Origin of the sequence: Bacillus sp. FSL W7-1034 (assembly GCF_038593365.1) — a bacterium.
Taxonomy (GTDB): domain Bacteria; phylum Bacillota; class Bacilli; order Bacillales; family Bacillaceae; genus Bacillus; species Bacillus altitudinis.
Genome location: NZ_CP151989.1, coordinates 1,582,813 through 1,599,188 on the forward strand (window position 1 = coordinate 1,582,813; position 16,376 = coordinate 1,599,188).

Below are 16,376 nucleotides of genomic sequence, written 5' to 3' on the forward strand. Positions count from 1 at the left end.
GACGGCTTGCCGATTCAAGTTTGAAAACGATGTTCCGCTGCAATGAAGAAAGAGGACATGAGCATCTGTTGGAAGGAGTTGAAAACGATGCAACAATTGATTGAAGAAATCACAAAAGAACAATTACGCACTGATCTTCCTGCGTTCCGTCCTGGTGACACTTTACGTGTACACGTGAAAGTTGTCGAGGGTACTCGTGAGCGTATCCAGATCTTTGAAGGTGTTGTAATTAAGCGTCGTGGTGGTGGAATCAGCGAAACTTTCACAGTTCGTAAGATCTCTTACGGTGTAGGCGTTGAGCGTACATTCCCTGTACACACACCAAAAATCGCTAAGATCGAAGTTGTACGTCACGGTAAGGTACGTCGTGCGAAACTTTACTACCTACGTGAACTTCGCGGTAAAGCGGCTCGTATCAAAGAAATCAGACGATAATGATATCAAAGGAAAGAGCTTGTTACCTGTAACAGGCTCTTTTTTTGTACAATGTATAGAGACAACCGTTAGAAGAGAGAAGGTGCACATATGACAATTCAATGGTTTCCAGGCCATATGGCAAAAGCAAGACGGGAAGTCACAGAAAAATTAAAGCTCATCGACATCGTATTTGAATTAACCGATGCAAGAATTCCGATGTCCTCTAGAAACCCAATGATTGAAGAAATCCTCCAAAACAAACCGAAAATTATGCTTTTGAACAAAGCAGATAAAGCAGATCCTCGTATGACAAAAGAGTGGCAGGCACACTTTGAAGCGCAAGGTGTACGGTCGCTTGCCATTAATTCTGTCGATGGACAAGGGTTAAATCAAATCATTACGACATCAAAAGAAATCTTAAAAGAAAAGTTCGATCGAATGAAAGCAAAAGGTGTTAAGCCGCGTGCCATTCGAGCTTTGATTATCGGAATTCCCAATGTCGGCAAATCAACGCTGATCAATCGGTTGGCAAAGAAAAATATTGCGAAAACAGGAGATCGACCTGGTATTACGACGTCACAACAATGGGTGAAGGTCGGAAAAGAACTTGAACTGCTCGATACCCCCGGAATTCTCTGGCCGAAATTTGAAGATGAACAAGTAGGTCTTAGGCTGGCCGTCACTGGAGCGATTAAAGACTCAATCATCAACTTGCAGGATGTCGCAGTGTATGCGCTCCGCTTTTTAGAAGAGCACTATCCAGAGCGGTTAAAAAAACGCTATGATTTAGCAGAAATACCTGAAGATACAGTTGAGCTGTTTGATGCCATTGGCACAAAACGCGGCTGTCTGATGAGTGGAGGATTCATTAATTACGACAAAACGACCGAAATCATTATTCGGGATATTCGAACGGAAAAATTTGGTCCCCTCACTTTTGAGAAGCCTGAAAGCTAAAAGACACGCAGCTCATGCGGGTCTTTATTTTTTGCGAAAAACTGCCGATATAAAGAAGGAGGCTGCGGAAAAGCCAATGTACACGGTCAAACAAATAAAAGAATTAATAGAACAACATGCTGACGACGAGTCATACATTCGTGAACTATTGAAAGACGATACAAGAAAAAGTGTCCATAAGCTGATGGACAAATGGAACAAAGAGAGAGAAAAGCAGCAAGAACTGCATGCAGCATGGAAGCAAATGCTGCAATTTGAAACCAAAGCAAGAGCGCAAGGATACACTTGTATTGCAGGCATAGATGAAGCAGGAAGAGGACCACTGGCTGGCCCAGTTGTTGCGGCAGCTGTGATATTAAAAGAAGATACCGTCCTACTCGGTTTAAATGATTCAAAACAGCTATCTGAGAAAAAAAGAATGACCTATTATGAGCTCATTCAAAAGGAAGCACTCGACATCGGCATCGGCATTGTTGATGCGGCAACGATTGACGAAATAAATATATACGAAGCATCAAGACTGGCGATGGTGAAGGCTGTAAAGCAGCTCACTCACACACCTGATTATCTACTCATAGATGCGATGACGCTCCCGCTTCCTACTCAACAGGAGAATATCATCAAAGGAGATGCTAAAAGCGCATCCATCGCAGCTGGTGCATGTATTGCCAAAGTGACAAGGGACCAAATGATGGAAGAGTATGGACGCCAGTACCCTGAGTATCAATTTGAAAAACATAAAGGGTATGGAACGAAAGAGCACCTGGCTGCCATTCAAACACATGGCGCCACACCTATCCACCGGTTATCATTTGCACCAGTGAAATCTGTTATTTCATAAATATTTTGACACAAGGAGGCTGCCTGTGATGACAAGAGTTGAAGATATACATACTGCACTGAATAGTCGGCTGAATACGGCAGAATCTGTTCCGCTTAACACGGAAGGAAAGGAAAATATTCACCGGCTCATTCTTGGCAAAGTACTGAAAATGCTCGGGGATGATACAGCACTAGTTCAAATAGGTTCGACCAAAATCAAAGCGCAGCTAGCGGCTCAGCTAAAAGCCGATTCTTTCTACTGGTTCCAATTAGAACAAGAAGGTGGAGGCAGTCTGAGTAAATTAAGACCTGTTCAGCAATTTGACCAAGATCCTAAAACATTAAAGGATGTCGCAGCTAAACTACTAGAAGGTCTGTCGCTTAAAAATGGACTTGAACAAATGTTAACAGCTACAGCCTTTTTAAAAGAAAAACCGGTCATCAACGAAGCAGAGTTAAAAACGGCAGTAAAATGGATTGAACAACTTCAAGGCGCGGATATCAAAAAAGGCCTGCAAGCACTTCTTTTTGCTTTAAAGAAAGATTTGCCGATTCAACAAGGAGTGCTCCAATCAATATTAGCGATGAAATCCCCCTCTGCACTTCATCAGGATGTGACAGCACTGCTAGATCGATTAACACAGCTTCCGAAGCAATCAGAAGCCACACAGGCTCTTACACAGGCCGTTCGTACGGTTGTAAATGCTGAGACAACTGTTCATGCAGAAAAGCTCTTATCGGTGCTTCTAGGAGCAAAAGAAGGTCAAACGAAGCAAGGAGAAAGCTTGCAGCAGGTGCAGCCTCATGTCAATCCGGCTCAGCAAACAAAGCAGAGCCAGCCCGCCGTTATACAAGGGCGACAGGTGGATACAGTGAATCAGAACAGCGTGCAGCAATTATTAAGTCCAAAACAGCTCCCGCTTCAGCAAATAGAACGCATTCTGACAAGCATCACAAAGCAAGGCACAGACGGACAGCAGCTTGATGTAAAACAACTCACATCGCTGGTTCAAGCAGTCCAGCAGGCAGGACCACAGGCTGACGCAAAGGCAGCCGTGCTTCAAAAAGAATTTCCATTTCTTTCGAAAACAGAGGCGAACGCATTGGTAAAGGTCATTCAGCAGACTGAACCAGCATTAAGCAATAAAACCGATGTACTCGATTTACTGATGACGATGAAAAAAGCGATAGGTGTACGAGATGAAATTGGGATGCTGAAATTACTGGAAAAGGGCAGCCAAGATGTCAAAAGCCAAGAGCTTCACCAATTAAAGATGGTTTTAAATGATGCAAGGCAAGCTGATGTTCCGGAACCCGTAAAAAAAGAAATGGATCAATTATTCCATAGATTAAATGGGCAGTTACTAGTGCATCAGGAAAACCAAACAGTTAGTCAAATGATGGTTTCTTACCCGCTTTTCTCAAAACATAGTGTTCAAGATTTAACCTTTATTCTAAAAGGGCATAAGAAAAAAGATGGCTCTATTGATATTTCTCAGTGCCGTTTAATGTTTTATTTAAACATGGAGAACTTAGAAGAAACGTTAATAGACTGTACGATTCAGCAAAAAGTGATGTCAATTACAGTCGAGACGGCTCACGAACTTCAAGGGACCATTAATCCAATGATTCCAGCTGTTCGAGAGAATTTAAATGCCCTAGGGTATAGTTTAACGGGGATTACAGCGAAAAAGAGAGAAGAGCCAATTGATCCGTCTGACTTTCTAGATGAACACTTTCATAAAATCAGCGAGAAAGGGCTGGACTTACGAGTATGAAAGATTCAAAACCGCTTAGAAGAGCGGTCGCTCTACACTATGATGAAGAAAAACAAAAGGCGCCAAAAGTCGTTGCAACAGGCAGCGGCTATGTGGCTGATCATATTATTGAAGAAGCTCAAAAAGCTGGCGTCCCTATCCAAGAAGACCGTAATTTAGTAGAACTGATGCGCCACTTAACGCTCGATGAGGAAATCCCAGAAGCGTTATATGATACTGTAGCAGAAATATTTTCATTTATCTATCGATTGGATCAAAAAATGAAAAAATAAGGTAAAATAAGTGTTTTGACTGAAAAATTTATATTTTTAATAAAATAAAAGTTTGAATGTTTAGAAGGATTTTACGATTTTACATAGAACCCTAGACATTCTCTTTTTTATTCTTTAAAATGAAAGCGCAGTCTATTTTATAATTTTTGTTTCTACATATGTTGGGAGGATGGGAAATGAATATCCATGAGTACCAAGGAAAAGAAATCCTAAGAAAATATGGGGTTTCAGTTCCAAATGGTAAAGTAGCATTTACACCTGATGAAGCAGTGAAAGCATCAGAAGAGCTAGGAAGCTCTGTATATGTCGTAAAAGCACAGATTCATGCAGGCGGCCGTGGTAAAGCAGGTGGGGTAAAAATTGCAAAAACAAAAGATGAAGTGAAAGGGTTTGCAGAGGAATTGCTCGGCAAGACACTTGTCACACATCAAACAGGGCCTGAAGGGCGCGAAATAAAACGCTTACTTATTGAAGAAGGCTGCGATATTCAAAAAGAGTACTATGTAGGACTCGTTTTGGATAGAGCGACATCAAGAATTGTTTTGATGGCTTCTGAAGAAGGCGGTACTGAAATTGAAGAAGTAGCAGAAAAAACGCCAGAAAAAATCGTGAAAGTGGTCATCGACCCAGCGATTGGTCTCCAAGCCTATCAGGCGAGAGAAGTTGCGTTTAAAATTAATATTCCAACAAAATTAGTTGGTCAAGCTGTTAAGTTTATGACAAGCCTTTACAATGCGTTTATTGAAAAGGATTGTTCAATTGCCGAGATAAATCCTCTTGTTGTAACAGGTGATGGAAAAGTCATGGCACTTGATGCAAAATTAAACTTTGATAGCAATGCCTTATATAGACAAAAAGATATATTAGAATACCGTGACCTTGATGAAGAAGATCCAAAAGAGATTGAAGCATCTAAATATGACCTAAGCTACATTTCTCTAGATGGGAATATTGGCTGTATGGTGAATGGAGCAGGCCTTGCGATGTCTACAATGGATATCATCAAGCATTACGGCGGGGACCCTGCAAACTTCCTTGATGTTGGCGGCGGTGCAACTGCTGAAAAAGTAACGGAAGCATTTAAAATCATCTTATCTGATCAAAATGTCAAAGGGATTTTCGTGAACATTTTTGGCGGCATCATGAAATGTGATGTCATCGCAGAAGGTGTTGTTGAAGCGACGAAACAAGTCGGCTTAACATTACCACTCGTTGTACGTCTTGAAGGAACAAACGTTGAATTAGGGAAGAAAATCCTGAGTGATTCAGGCTTAAATATCACTTCTGCTGAGTCTATGGCTGACGGAGCAGAAAAGATCGTATCTTTAGTCAAGTAGAGCAGAAAGGCAGGGAACCTAAATGAGTGTATTTATTAATAAAAATACGAGAGTAATTGTTCAGGGGATTACCGGTTCAACCGCATTATTCCATACAAAACAAATGATTGAGTATGGAACAAATATCGTTGGCGGTGTCACACCTGGAAAAGGTGGAACTGAAGTAGAGGGAGTTCCTGTATTTAATACTGTATCTGAAGCAGTACAGACAACTGGAGCAAATGCTTCTGTTATCTATGTACCAGCACCATTTGCAGCAGACGCCATTTTAGAGGCTGTTGATGCAGAAGTGGATCTAGTGATTTGTATCACAGAACACATTCCAGTTCTGGATATGGTTAAAGTGAAACGCTATATGGAAGGTAAGAAGACAAGACTTGTTGGACCGAACTGTCCTGGCGTGATTACACCTGAAGAATGTAAAATTGGTATCATGCCTGGCTACATTCATAAAAAAGGTCATGTTGGTGTTGTGTCTCGTTCTGGAACGCTTACATATGAAGCGGTACATCAGCTTTCAGAGGCTGGTGTTGGTCAATCAACAGCTGTAGGAATTGGCGGAGACCCTGTCAATGGCACGAACTTTATTGATGTATTAAAAGCCTTCAATGAAGATCCTGAAACGCATGCTGTGATCATGATTGGTGAAATCGGTGGTACTGCTGAAGAAGAAGCAGCTGAATGGGTAAAAGCAAATATGACCAAGCCGGTTGTTGGCTTTATTGGCGGTAAAACAGCGCCTCCAGGAAAACGTATGGGACATGCTGGTGCCATTATTTCTGGTGGTAAAGGAACTGCTGATGAAAAAGTAAAAACAATGCGTGAATGTGGAATTGAAGTGGCAGAGACACCATCTGTCATGGGAGAAACCTTAATTAAAGTGTTAAAAGAGAAGAATCTCTTCGAAGCTTGTAAAACGCATTAATGACACAAGAAGACTTGTTCTTTGACAAGTCTTCTTCTTTCTATCTTAAACTGGAGGAATGGTATGTACAACGTGTCCGAAAGAATGATTTTTCACCGCTTAAAAGGCCTCATCTCACCCTCTTTGTTAACAAAATGGTGGAAAGTCGATCCTGAGCTATATATAAATGAAGAAACACATCATTTCAAACAGGATCGATCATTACAAAAGATCGACTTTACCCGCTTACAACAAGCTGAAGAAAATGAATTCCCCATTTTTCAACACATCGTTCAAGCCTATTTAAAGCAAAATATTCACATGATTCCCATCACATCACCTTTATATCCCAGCTCACTAAAACACATTTATGATCCTCCCCCAGTATTATTCCTAAAAGGAAACGTTACCTATTTAAATGAAGAAAAAAGTTTAGGTGTAGTAGGTACACGAGTGCCATCCTCTTACGGAGAAGCGTGCGTGAAGAAAATTGTTGGAGAACTTGTAGAGGAAGATTGGATGATTGTGAGTGGTTTAGCAAAAGGAATTGATGGACTTGCACACAAAGAGTGCATAAGAAAAAAAGGAAAAACGATTGGTGTTGTAGCTGGCGGCTTTCAACATGTATATCCAAAAGAACATGTGCAAATGGCTCAATATATGGGAGAACATCATTTACTGTTGTCAGAGCATCCGCCTTATATCAAACCAGAAAAATGGCATTTTCCAATGAGAAACCGATTAATTAGTGCCCTGACAAGAGGAACCATCGTGGTCCAGTGCAAAGAAAAGAGCGGTTCGCTTATTACAGCCTACCAGGCATTAGAGCAAGGAAAAGAAGTGTTTGCTGTTGCAGGATCGATCTTTGATTCTAATTCTATAGGTCCAGCTAGACTGATTCAGCAAGGTGCCAAGCTTGTTCATTCAACGAAGGATATTTTAGAGGAATTCTCCTTGAGTGGTGTTCAATATACTGAACTCCCATAAAAATATCGTTTGACAAAAGACATCGGAATATTTAATAATAGTGAGGATTTAAGTTTACACTTTGTTTTTCGTGTTTATAATGATGTTCATCATAAAGAATTTTTAACGATTGCCTGTTAAATAGGTGCAATTAACATAAATATAAATTTGTGAAATGGATAAAGAGAGAACACCTCTTAAGGGGGATTTTGAGTATGGCTGATTATTTAGTCATCGTTGAGTCGCCAGCAAAGGCGAAAACGATTGAGCGTTATTTAGGAAAAAAGTATAAAGTAAAGGCTTCAATGGGGCACGTAAGGGATTTACCGAAAAGTCAGCTTGGTGTTGACACTGAGCATGACTTCGAACCGAGATATATTACGATTCGAGGAAAAGGTCCAGTCTTAAAAGAATTAAAAACAGCAGCGAAGAAAGCAAAAAAAGTATATCTCGCAGCTGACCCCGACAGAGAGGGAGAAGCGATTGCTTGGCATTTAGCCCACAGCCTTGACCTTGACCTCTCTTCAGATTGCCGCGTTGTCTTTAACGAGATTACAAAAGATGCAATTAAAGATTCCTTTAAACATCCACGTATGATCGATATGGACTTGGTTGATGCGCAGCAGGCAAGACGAATCTTAGATCGTCTCGTTGGATATAAAATCAGCCCAATTTTATGGAAGAAAGTCAAAAAGGGCTTAAGCGCCGGTCGTGTTCAATCAGTTGCACTCCGCCTGATTATTGACCGCGAGAATGAAATTAATGAATTCAAACCAGAAGAATACTGGACAATTGATGGTACCTTCCTAAAAGGGAAAGAAAGCTTTGAAGCGAGTTTCTTTGGCGTAAATGGCAAAAAACATCCGCTAAAAACAAAAGAAGATGTAAAAGAAATCCTTTCGAAATTAAAAGGAAGCAAGTTTTCTGTTGAAAAAGTGACGAAAAAAGAACGTAAACGCAACCCAGCTGTTCCGTTTACAACATCTACCTTACAACAAGAGGCAGCGAGAAAACTAAACTTCCGTGCGAAGAAAACGATGATGATTGCACAGCAATTATATGAAGGAATTGATCTTGGTAAAGAAGGTACAGTAGGTCTCATTACATATATGAGAACGGACTCGACACGTATTTCCAATACGGCAATTGAAGAAGTATCTGCTTTCATTGATCAAACGTATGGCAAGAATTTCTTGAATACAACAAAACGTACTGCCAAAAAGAACGAAAATGCACAGGATGCTCACGAAGCCATCCGTCCGACTTCTACGCTAAGAAAACCAGCAGATGTCAAACACGTGCTAAGCAGAGATCAGCTTCGTCTTTATAAATTGATTTGGGAACGTTTTGTGGCAAGCCAAATGGCACCAGCTGTTCTTGATACAATGAGTGTGGATCTTGAAAATAACGGGCTTACTTTCCGTGCAAATGGAAGTAAGGTGAAATTCCCTGGATTTATGAAAGTATATGTTGAAGGGAAGGACGACCAGTTAGAAGAAAAGGACAAAATGCTTCCTGATCTGAAAGAGGGAGATACCGTTCTTTCAAAAGATATTGAACCAGAGCAGCACTTTACGCAGCCGCCTCCACGCTACACTGAGGCTAGACTTGTCAAAACCCTTGAAGAGCTAGGTATCGGCCGCCCATCGACGTATGCACCAACATTAGATACCATTCAAAAGCGCGGCTACGTGGCACTTGATAACAAACGGTTTATTCCAACAGAGCTTGGAGAGATTGTGCTCAACTTAATTATTGAATTCTTCCCTGAAATCATTAACGTAGAATTTACTGCGAAAATGGAAAAAGAACTTGATAGCGTTGAAGAAGGTACGATTGAATGGGTACGCATTATCGACAGTTTCTATCAAGATTTTGCAAAACGGGTAGAAAAAGCAGAAGCAGAGATGCAGGAAGTTGAGATCGAGCCTGAATACGCCGGAGTTGATTGCGAAGAGTGTGGTCATCCAATGGTGTACAAAATGGGGAGATACGGTAAGTTCATGGCATGCTCTAATTTCCCTGACTGCCGTAACACAAAACCAATTGTCAAAGATATTGGTGTCAAATGCCCAACTTGTCATGAAGGAAATATCGTTGAACGGAAATCTAAGAAGCGCCGCATTTTTTACGGTTGCGATCGTTTTCCAGAGTGTGAATTCGTCTCTTGGGACAAACCAATTGAAAGAAAGTGTCCAAAATGCGAAAATATGCTTGTAGAGAAAAAGCTGAAAAAAGGCATTCAAGTTCAATGTGTTAACTGTGATTATAAAGAGGAACAACAAAAATAGCGGTGAGCAACCTTGTTCACCTGCTTTTTTATGTCATCAAATAGAACTTACGAAATAGGAGAGTTGTACAATGAGTCAATTTGTAAATGTGATCGGAGCAGGTTTAGCAGGAAGTGAAGCGGCATGGCAAATTGCCAAGCGCGGAATTAAAGTTCATCTGTATGAAATGAGACCTGTTAAACAAACACCAGCTCACCACACTGATAAATTTGCGGAGCTCGTATGCAGTAACTCATTGCGTGCGAACGCTTTAACAAACGCAGTAGGTGTACTAAAGGAAGAAATGCGTCATTTAGACTCAGCAATCATCGCAGCAGCAGATGAAAGCTCGGTTCCTGCTGGTGGAGCGCTTGCAGTAGATCGTCATGAATTTGCAGCTAACGTCACAGACCGCGTGAAAAATCACCCGAATGTGACGGTCTTTCAAGAAGAAGTGCAAAGCATTCCAGAAGGTCCGACGATTATCGCAACGGGTCCTCTAACATCAGAAGCACTTTCAAAAGAATTAAAATCCTTAACAGGTGAAGAGTATTTATATTTCTACGATGCAGCAGCGCCGATCCTCGAGAAAGACAGCATCGATATGGATAAAGTGTACTTGAAATCACGTTATGATAAAGGGGAAGCGGCTTATTTAAACTGTCCGATGACAGAAGAAGAATTCGATCGTTTTTATGAGGCGCTCATTTCTGCTGAAACTGTGCCGTTAAAAGAGTTCGAAAAAGAAATCTTCTTCGAAGGCTGTATGCCCATTGAAGTCATGGCCAAAAGAGGGAAAAAAACCATGTTGTTTGGCCCGATGAAACCAGTTGGACTTGAAGATCCAAAAACAGGAAAAAGACCTTACGCTGTTGTTCAATTAAGACAGGATGATGCAGCAGGTACTTTATATAATATTGTTGGGTTCCAAACACATCTAAAATGGGGCGATCAAAAGGAAGTATTCCGTTTGATCCCAGGTCTTGAAGAGGCAGAGATTGTTCGCTATGGTGTGATGCACCGTAATACATTTATTAACTCGCCAAGCCTTCTAAAACCGACGTATCAATTTAAAAATAGAGACGACTTATTCTTTGCCGGACAAATGACTGGTGTTGAAGGATATGTTGAGTCCGCGGCTTCAGGACTAGTGGCTGGAATCAACGCAGCTCGTTTTGTTAAAGGAGAAGAGCTTGTGACACTTCCAGAAGAAACAGCGATTGGCAGTATGGCTTACTACATCACATCAACAAACAAGAAAAGCTTCCAGCCGATGAATGCAAACTTTGGCTTGCTGAAAGATCTTGGCGTTCGAATTAAAAACAAACAAGAGCGCTATGCAGAGTACGCTAAACGCGCAATCGAAACTATTCAAACTATTTCGAAATCTCTGTAGTAAAACATTGCACGGGAAGCAAGATATGTGATACCATTTAAAAGCCTTAAAGAGGTGTAAAAATGACAGAGAAACAGCGTCTTGTCCACTTATTCATTGAATATTTGCAGATTGAAAAGAACTATTCAGCTTTAACGATCTCGGGTTATACTGAGGCGATTGAAGAGTTTGTCAGATTTATGAACATTCAAGGAATAGACGGTTTTGAAGAGGTATCCTATCAAGATACGAGAATTTATTTAACAGAAGCTTATGAAAAAGGCCTTACAAGAAGAACGATTAGTAAGAAAGTCTCTGCACTTCGCAGCTTTTATAAATTTTTATTAAGAGAACAGCTTGTGAAAGAAAATCCTTTTTTACTCGTTAGCTTACCAAAGCAGGATAAGCGAATTCCTTCATTTTTGTATGAAGAGGAGCTAAAAGAGCTATTTACAGTTTCTGATGTAAATACACCGCTTGGTCAAAGAAATCAAGCCATTTTAGAACTTCTTTATGCAACAGGTATGAGGGTCAGTGAGTTATGTTCATTAAAAGAATCTGATCTTGATTTATCGATGGATACAGTGCTTGTTCATGGGAAAGGCAGCAAACAACGGTATGTACCTTTCGGCTCTTATGCACATGAAGCGCTCTCCACATATTTAGAGGATGGAAGGCAGAAGCTGAAAGTGAAGGGAAAGGATCGTGCTGATTCACATGTGTTTTTGAATCAGCGCGGAGCTCCTCTTACAGACAGAGGCGTTCGATTCATTCTAACTGAATTAATGAAAAAGGCGTCTGGCACATTACATATCCATCCTCACATGTTAAGGCACACCTTTGCTACGCATCTTTTAAACGAGGGAGCGGATTTAAGAAGTGTTCAAGAACTTCTCGGTCACTCAAATTTATCATCAACACAGGTGTACACACATGTATCAAAAGATTCTTTAAGAAAAACGTACATGTCTCATCACCCAAGGGCTTTTAAACGATCCTAAAAGGAGGTTTTTTCATGTCATCATTTCATGCAACCACAATCTTTGCCGTTCAACATAAAGGAAAAAGTGCGATGGCTGGAGACGGTCAAGTCACTTTTGGGCAGGCTGTCGTTATGAAACACACAGCAAAAAAAGTGCGCCGTCTTTTCGGAGGCAAAGTACTCGCAGGTTTTGCTGGTTCAGTTGCAGATGCATTTACACTCTTTGAGAAGTTTGAAACGAAGCTTGAAGAATACGGTGGTAACCTAAAACGAGCAGCTGTAGAACTGGCGAAAGAATGGCGAAGTGACAAGATGCTCAGACAGCTTGAGGCCATGCTGATCGTCATGAATAAAGAAAGCATCCTGCTCGTATCTGGAACAGGAGAGGTCATCGAGCCAGACGATGGCATTTTGGCTATCGGGTCAGGCGGTAACTACGCGCTTAGCGCCGGGAGAGCACTCAAAAAACATGCAGGTGACCATCTCTCAGCTCGAGAGATTGCAAAGGCGGCTCTTGAAACGGCCGGAGAAATCTGTGTCTACACGAACGATCAAATCACTTTAGAAGAGCTTGAATAGAAAGGACATGAGACGTATGGAGAAAAAGCCGTTCACCCCAAGAGAGATAGTTGAAAAGCTCGATCAGTACATTATTGGTCAGCTTGATGCGAAAAAAGCAGTGGCGGTGGCTTTAAGAAACCGTTACAGAAGAAGTCTTTTACATGATAAGCTAAAGGATGAAGTCGTTCCTAAAAACATCTTAATGATTGGTCCGACAGGTGTGGGGAAAACAGAAATTGCCCGCAGAATTGCAAGGATTTCTGGTGCACCTTTCATTAAAGTGGAAGCGACGAAGTTTACTGAAGTTGGATATGTTGGACGTGACGTAGAATCAATGGTCAGAGATTTAGTGGAAACAGCAATCAGACTAGTCAAAGAAGAAAAAATGAAGGATGTTCAAGAAGAAGCGGAAAAACAAGCAAACAAACGGCTTGTTCATCTACTTGTTCCTGGAAAGAAAAAAAGTCAGTCTGTGAAAAATCCTTTTGAGATGCTGTTTGGTGGTTCTGATGCTGATGAAAGTGATCGAGATCACTCAAGTGAAGAAGTAGAGCTTGAGTCGACGAGAAAACGCATTGCGCACCAGCTGGCGATGGGTGAACTTGAAGACCATTACGTCACGATTGAAGTTGAAGAGCAGCAGCCTTCCATGTTTGATATGCTTCAAGGCTCGGGTATGGAGCAAATGGGTATGAACATGCAGGATGCGCTTAGCAATCTCATGCCTAAAAAGAAAAAACGCAGAAAGCTGACCGTCAGAGAAGCGAGAAAAGCGTTAACTGCTGAGGAAGCTTCAAAACTGATTGATATGGATGAAGTCGGTCAGGAAGCCGTGCAAAAAGCAGAGCAGCAAGGAATAATCTTTATCGATGAGATCGATAAAATTGCCAAAAGCGGTGGTGCATCGTCTGCAGATGTTTCTCGTGAAGGGGTTCAACGTGATATTTTACCGATTGTAGAAGGTTCCACTGTGATGACGAAGTATGGGGCTGTGAAAACAGATCATGTTCTATTTGTAGCAGCAGGCGCTTTTCATATGGCGAAACCCTCGGATTTGATTCCAGAGCTTCAAGGACGCTTCCCAATCCGTGTAGAATTAGATAAATTAAGTATAGAAGACTTTGTGAAAATCTTAACGGAACCAGATAACGCGTTATTAAAGCAATATAAGGCTCTACTTGAAACAGAAGGTATATCTCTTGAATTTTCTGACGATGCTATTCATAAGATTGCCGAAGTGGCTTATCACGTCAATCAGGAGACGGATAACATCGGTGCAAGAAGGCTTCACACCATACTTGAGAAGCTGCTAGAAGAGCTCTCATTTGAGGCGCCTGATATTACGATGGAAACAGTGACCATTACCCCTCAGTATGTAGAAGAGAAGCTAGGAAAGATTGCAAATAATAAAGACTTAAGTCAATTTATACTTTAACAAATGAATAAAGTAATCTAGGAGGATCATTATTATGGCGTTACTACAAAAAACAAGGATTATTAACTCGATGCTGCAAGATGCAGCGGGGAAGCCGGTTAATTTCAAAGAAATGGCAGAAACATTGAGAGATGTCATTGATTCAAACATTTTCGTTTTAAGCAGAAGAGGGAAACTTCTTGGCTACTCCATTAACCAGCAGATTGAAAATGCACGTATGAAAAAAATGTTGGAAGATCGTCAGTTCCCTGAAGAATATACAAAGAGTCTATTCAACATCCCTGAAACATCTTCAAATCTTGACATCAACAGTGAGTATACAGCTTTCCCGATTGAGAACCGTGATTTATTCCAATCAGGTTTGACAACGATTGTACCAATCATCGGAGGCGGAGATCGCTTAGGGACGTTAATCCTTTCTCGTTTGCAAGATACATTCACAGATGATGATTTAATTCTTGCTGAATACGGTGCAACAGTTGTTGGAATGGAGATCCTTCGTGAGAAGTCAGAGGAAATCGAAGAAGAAGCAAGAAGTAAAGCAGTTGTCCAAATGGCGATTAGTTCTCTTTCATATAGTGAGCTTGAAGCCATTGAACACATCTTTGAAGAACTTGATGGCAACGAAGGGCTTCTAGTGGCAAGTAAGATTGCAGACCGTGTAGGAATCACTCGTTCAGTGATCGTAAACGCACTGCGTAAGTTAGAAAGTGCAGGCGTTATTGAATCACGTTCTCTTGGAATGAAGGGAACATACATCAAAGTATTAAACAATAAATTTTTAATTGAACTTGAAAATTTAAAATCTCACTAATCAGAAAACCCCTTTTCGGCCGAAATAAATGTTGAAAAGGGGTTTTTTGTATGAAAAAAGAGGATTTGTCCGAAAAATGACACTCTTTTTCCCAAGAAACCCCTTACAATTCTGTAGTGCTTTGAATCTAGGCCTTTATACCTATTCGTAAAATAGATATATATTACGAGTTTTTTTTACAATTACATCATAGACTTTAATCCTATTATTTCTTACAATGAACATATGGTTTTACAAATCTCGACATGATTAAATGGAATGAAATACATATGATTGGAGGTATATGGTTTTGGATATATTTTCTGGAACGATAAGCAACCTTGAGAATGCCTTGGGCAGAGCGAATGTTAAGCAAAAAGTCATAAGCGATAATATCGCGAATATAGACACACCGAACTACAAGTCTAAAAAAGTTGCATTCCACGACATGCTAAATGATGCGTCAATCAAATTAGATGCTAAAAAAACATACCAAGGTCACATTGATTTTTCTAAAACAGGGTCTAATTATTCAGTTGTTTCGAGTAACCGTACTTCTTATCAAGAAAACGGAAATAATGTCGATATTGATCAAGAGATGAGTGAACTCGCTAAAAACCAAATTCAGTATAATGCGTTGGTTGAAAGAATGAGCGGAAAGTTCAATTCTCTTAAAACAGTTTTGACAGGAGGTAAGTGATGTCGATTTTTTCAGGCGTGAACGCTTCGGCCTCAGCATTAACAGCACAGAGGCTCAGAATGGACGTTGTATCCTCTAACCTTGCGAATATGGATACAACAAGAGCTAAACAGGTTGATGGCAAGTGGGAGCCTTATAGACGCAAGCTCGTCACATTACAGCCGTCAGGTGAATCATTTTCATCTATATTGAACTCAAGCATGAATTCGAGCGGCAAATTAGGAAACGGCGTCAAAGTAACAAAAATTACTGAAGACGAAACTCCATTCAACCTTCAATATGATCCTACAAATCCCGATGCCAATGAAAATGGATATGTTCAAACACCAAACGTTGATCCATTAAAGGAAATGGTTGATCTCATCAGCAGCTCAAGATCATATGAAGCAAACGTGACTGCGCTGAATGCGAATAAAAGCATGCTGATGAAAGCTTTAGAAATAGGAAAGTAAGGTGAAAAGAATTGGTTAACGCAATATCTCCTTTCCAGCTTCAAACCGCTCAGCAAGCAAGTGAATTGACGAATGCATCGTCTGTGCAGGCGGCTGCACCTAAAAGTCAAACGAATTTCTCTGATGTGCTGAAGAATTCCATTGAGGCATTAAATCAATCACAGCTGAAATCAGACCAGTATACGAATGCTCTCGCACAAGGGAAAGATGTCAATCTCGATGAAGTCATGATTGCTTCACAAAAAGCGAGTGTGACACTCACAGCTGCAACCGAGTTTCGGAATAAAGCAGTCGAAGCGTACCAAGAGATTATGAGAATGCAGATGTAGGAGGTGCTGGTGGACAAAAAATAGAC

17 protein-coding genes are annotated in these 16,376 nt (G+C 40.8%); all 17 read left to right on the forward strand.

Going from position 1 to position 16,376, the window contains the following annotated elements; translation table 11 throughout:
* The first annotated feature begins 87 nt into the window (after positions 1 to 87).
* A complete protein-coding gene (gene rplS, locus NST73_RS08115) occupies positions 88 to 435 on the forward strand; it encodes a 50S ribosomal protein L19 (RefSeq protein WP_008344834.1) in 348 nt (115 codons plus the stop codon).
* Between the two features lie 90 nt (positions 436 to 525).
* On the forward strand, positions 526 to 1,374 hold the full coding sequence (ylqF, locus tag NST73_RS08120; protein WP_007499632.1) for a ribosome biogenesis GTPase YlqF: 849 nt from the start codon (positions 526 to 528) through the stop codon (positions 1,372 to 1,374).
* 76 nt (positions 1,375 to 1,450) lie between these two features.
* A complete protein-coding gene (locus tag NST73_RS08125; protein WP_268431951.1) occupies positions 1,451 to 2,215 on the forward strand; it encodes a ribonuclease HII in 765 nt (254 codons plus the stop codon).
* Between the two features lie 28 nt (positions 2,216 to 2,243).
* Positions 2,244 to 3,974 (forward strand): glycosyltransferase, encoded by a 1,731-nt coding sequence (locus NST73_RS08130; RefSeq protein WP_342499505.1) that lies wholly within the window; start codon positions 2,244 to 2,246, stop codon positions 3,972 to 3,974.
* Positions 3,971 to 4,246, forward strand: a complete 276-nt coding sequence (locus NST73_RS08135; RefSeq protein ID WP_008344827.1) for a FlhB-like flagellar biosynthesis protein — start codon at positions 3,971 to 3,973, stop codon at positions 4,244 to 4,246. The genes NST73_RS08130 and NST73_RS08135 overlap by 4 nt, the downstream gene beginning before the upstream one ends.
* 176 nt (positions 4,247 to 4,422) lie before the next feature.
* On the forward strand, positions 4,423 to 5,583 hold the full coding sequence (gene sucC / locus NST73_RS08140) for an ADP-forming succinate--CoA ligase subunit beta (RefSeq protein ID WP_008344824.1): 1,161 nt from the start codon (positions 4,423 to 4,425) through the stop codon (positions 5,581 to 5,583).
* A gap of 22 nt (positions 5,584 to 5,605) precedes the next feature.
* Positions 5,606 to 6,508 (forward strand): succinate--CoA ligase subunit alpha, encoded by a 903-nt coding sequence (gene sucD / locus NST73_RS08145; RefSeq protein ID WP_007499624.1) that lies wholly within the window; start codon positions 5,606 to 5,608, stop codon positions 6,506 to 6,508.
* 63 nt (positions 6,509 to 6,571) lie between these two features.
* Entirely contained in the window at positions 6,572 to 7,474 is a 903-nt protein-coding gene (dprA, locus tag NST73_RS08150) for a DNA-processing protein DprA (RefSeq protein WP_041090524.1), read from the forward strand.
* A 194-nt stretch (positions 7,475 to 7,668) separates the two neighbouring features.
* Positions 7,669 to 9,744, forward strand: coding sequence for a type I DNA topoisomerase (gene topA / locus NST73_RS08155; protein ID WP_008344821.1), 2,076 nt, complete (start codon positions 7,669 to 7,671; stop codon positions 9,742 to 9,744).
* Positions 9,745 to 9,814: 70 nt separating this feature from the next.
* Positions 9,815 to 11,119 (forward strand): FADH(2)-oxidizing methylenetetrahydrofolate--tRNA-(uracil(54)-C(5))-methyltransferase TrmFO, encoded by a 1,305-nt coding sequence (trmFO, locus tag NST73_RS08160; protein ID WP_007499618.1) that lies wholly within the window; start codon positions 9,815 to 9,817, stop codon positions 11,117 to 11,119.
* A 62-nt stretch (positions 11,120 to 11,181) separates the two neighbouring features.
* Complete coding sequence (gene xerC, locus NST73_RS08165) at positions 11,182 to 12,099, forward strand: tyrosine recombinase XerC (protein WP_039166693.1); 918 nt, start codon at positions 11,182 to 11,184, stop codon at positions 12,097 to 12,099.
* Positions 12,100 to 12,113: 14 nt separating this feature from the next.
* A complete protein-coding gene (gene hslV / locus NST73_RS08170) occupies positions 12,114 to 12,659 on the forward strand; it encodes an ATP-dependent protease subunit HslV (RefSeq protein ID WP_007499614.1) in 546 nt (181 codons plus the stop codon).
* A 16-nt stretch (positions 12,660 to 12,675) separates the two neighbouring features.
* On the forward strand, positions 12,676 to 14,076 hold the full coding sequence (gene hslU, locus NST73_RS08175) for an HslU--HslV peptidase ATPase subunit (RefSeq protein WP_008344818.1): 1,401 nt from the start codon (positions 12,676 to 12,678) through the stop codon (positions 14,074 to 14,076).
* A 34-nt stretch (positions 14,077 to 14,110) separates the two neighbouring features.
* Positions 14,111 to 14,890 carry a GTP-sensing pleiotropic transcriptional regulator CodY gene (codY, locus tag NST73_RS08180; RefSeq protein WP_144678823.1) on the forward strand — a complete coding sequence of 260 codons (780 nt, stop codon included), beginning with the start codon at positions 14,111 to 14,113 and terminating at the stop codon, positions 14,888 to 14,890.
* Positions 14,891 to 15,179: 289 nt separating this feature from the next.
* Positions 15,180 to 15,569, forward strand: a complete 390-nt coding sequence (gene flgB, locus NST73_RS08185; RefSeq protein ID WP_186365886.1) for a flagellar basal body rod protein FlgB — start codon at positions 15,180 to 15,182, stop codon at positions 15,567 to 15,569.
* Positions 15,569 to 16,021 (forward strand): flagellar basal body rod protein FlgC, encoded by a 453-nt coding sequence (gene flgC / locus NST73_RS08190; RefSeq protein ID WP_007499610.1) that lies wholly within the window; start codon positions 15,569 to 15,571, stop codon positions 16,019 to 16,021. Before flgB ends, flgC begins: the two co-directional genes overlap by 1 nt.
* Before the next feature lie 11 nt (positions 16,022 to 16,032).
* Positions 16,033 to 16,350: a flagellar hook-basal body complex protein FliE gene (fliE, locus tag NST73_RS08195; RefSeq protein WP_007499609.1), complete on the forward strand. Its 318-nt coding sequence runs from the start codon at positions 16,033 to 16,035 to the stop codon at positions 16,348 to 16,350.
* The last annotated feature ends 26 nt before the right edge of the window (positions 16,351 to 16,376 follow it).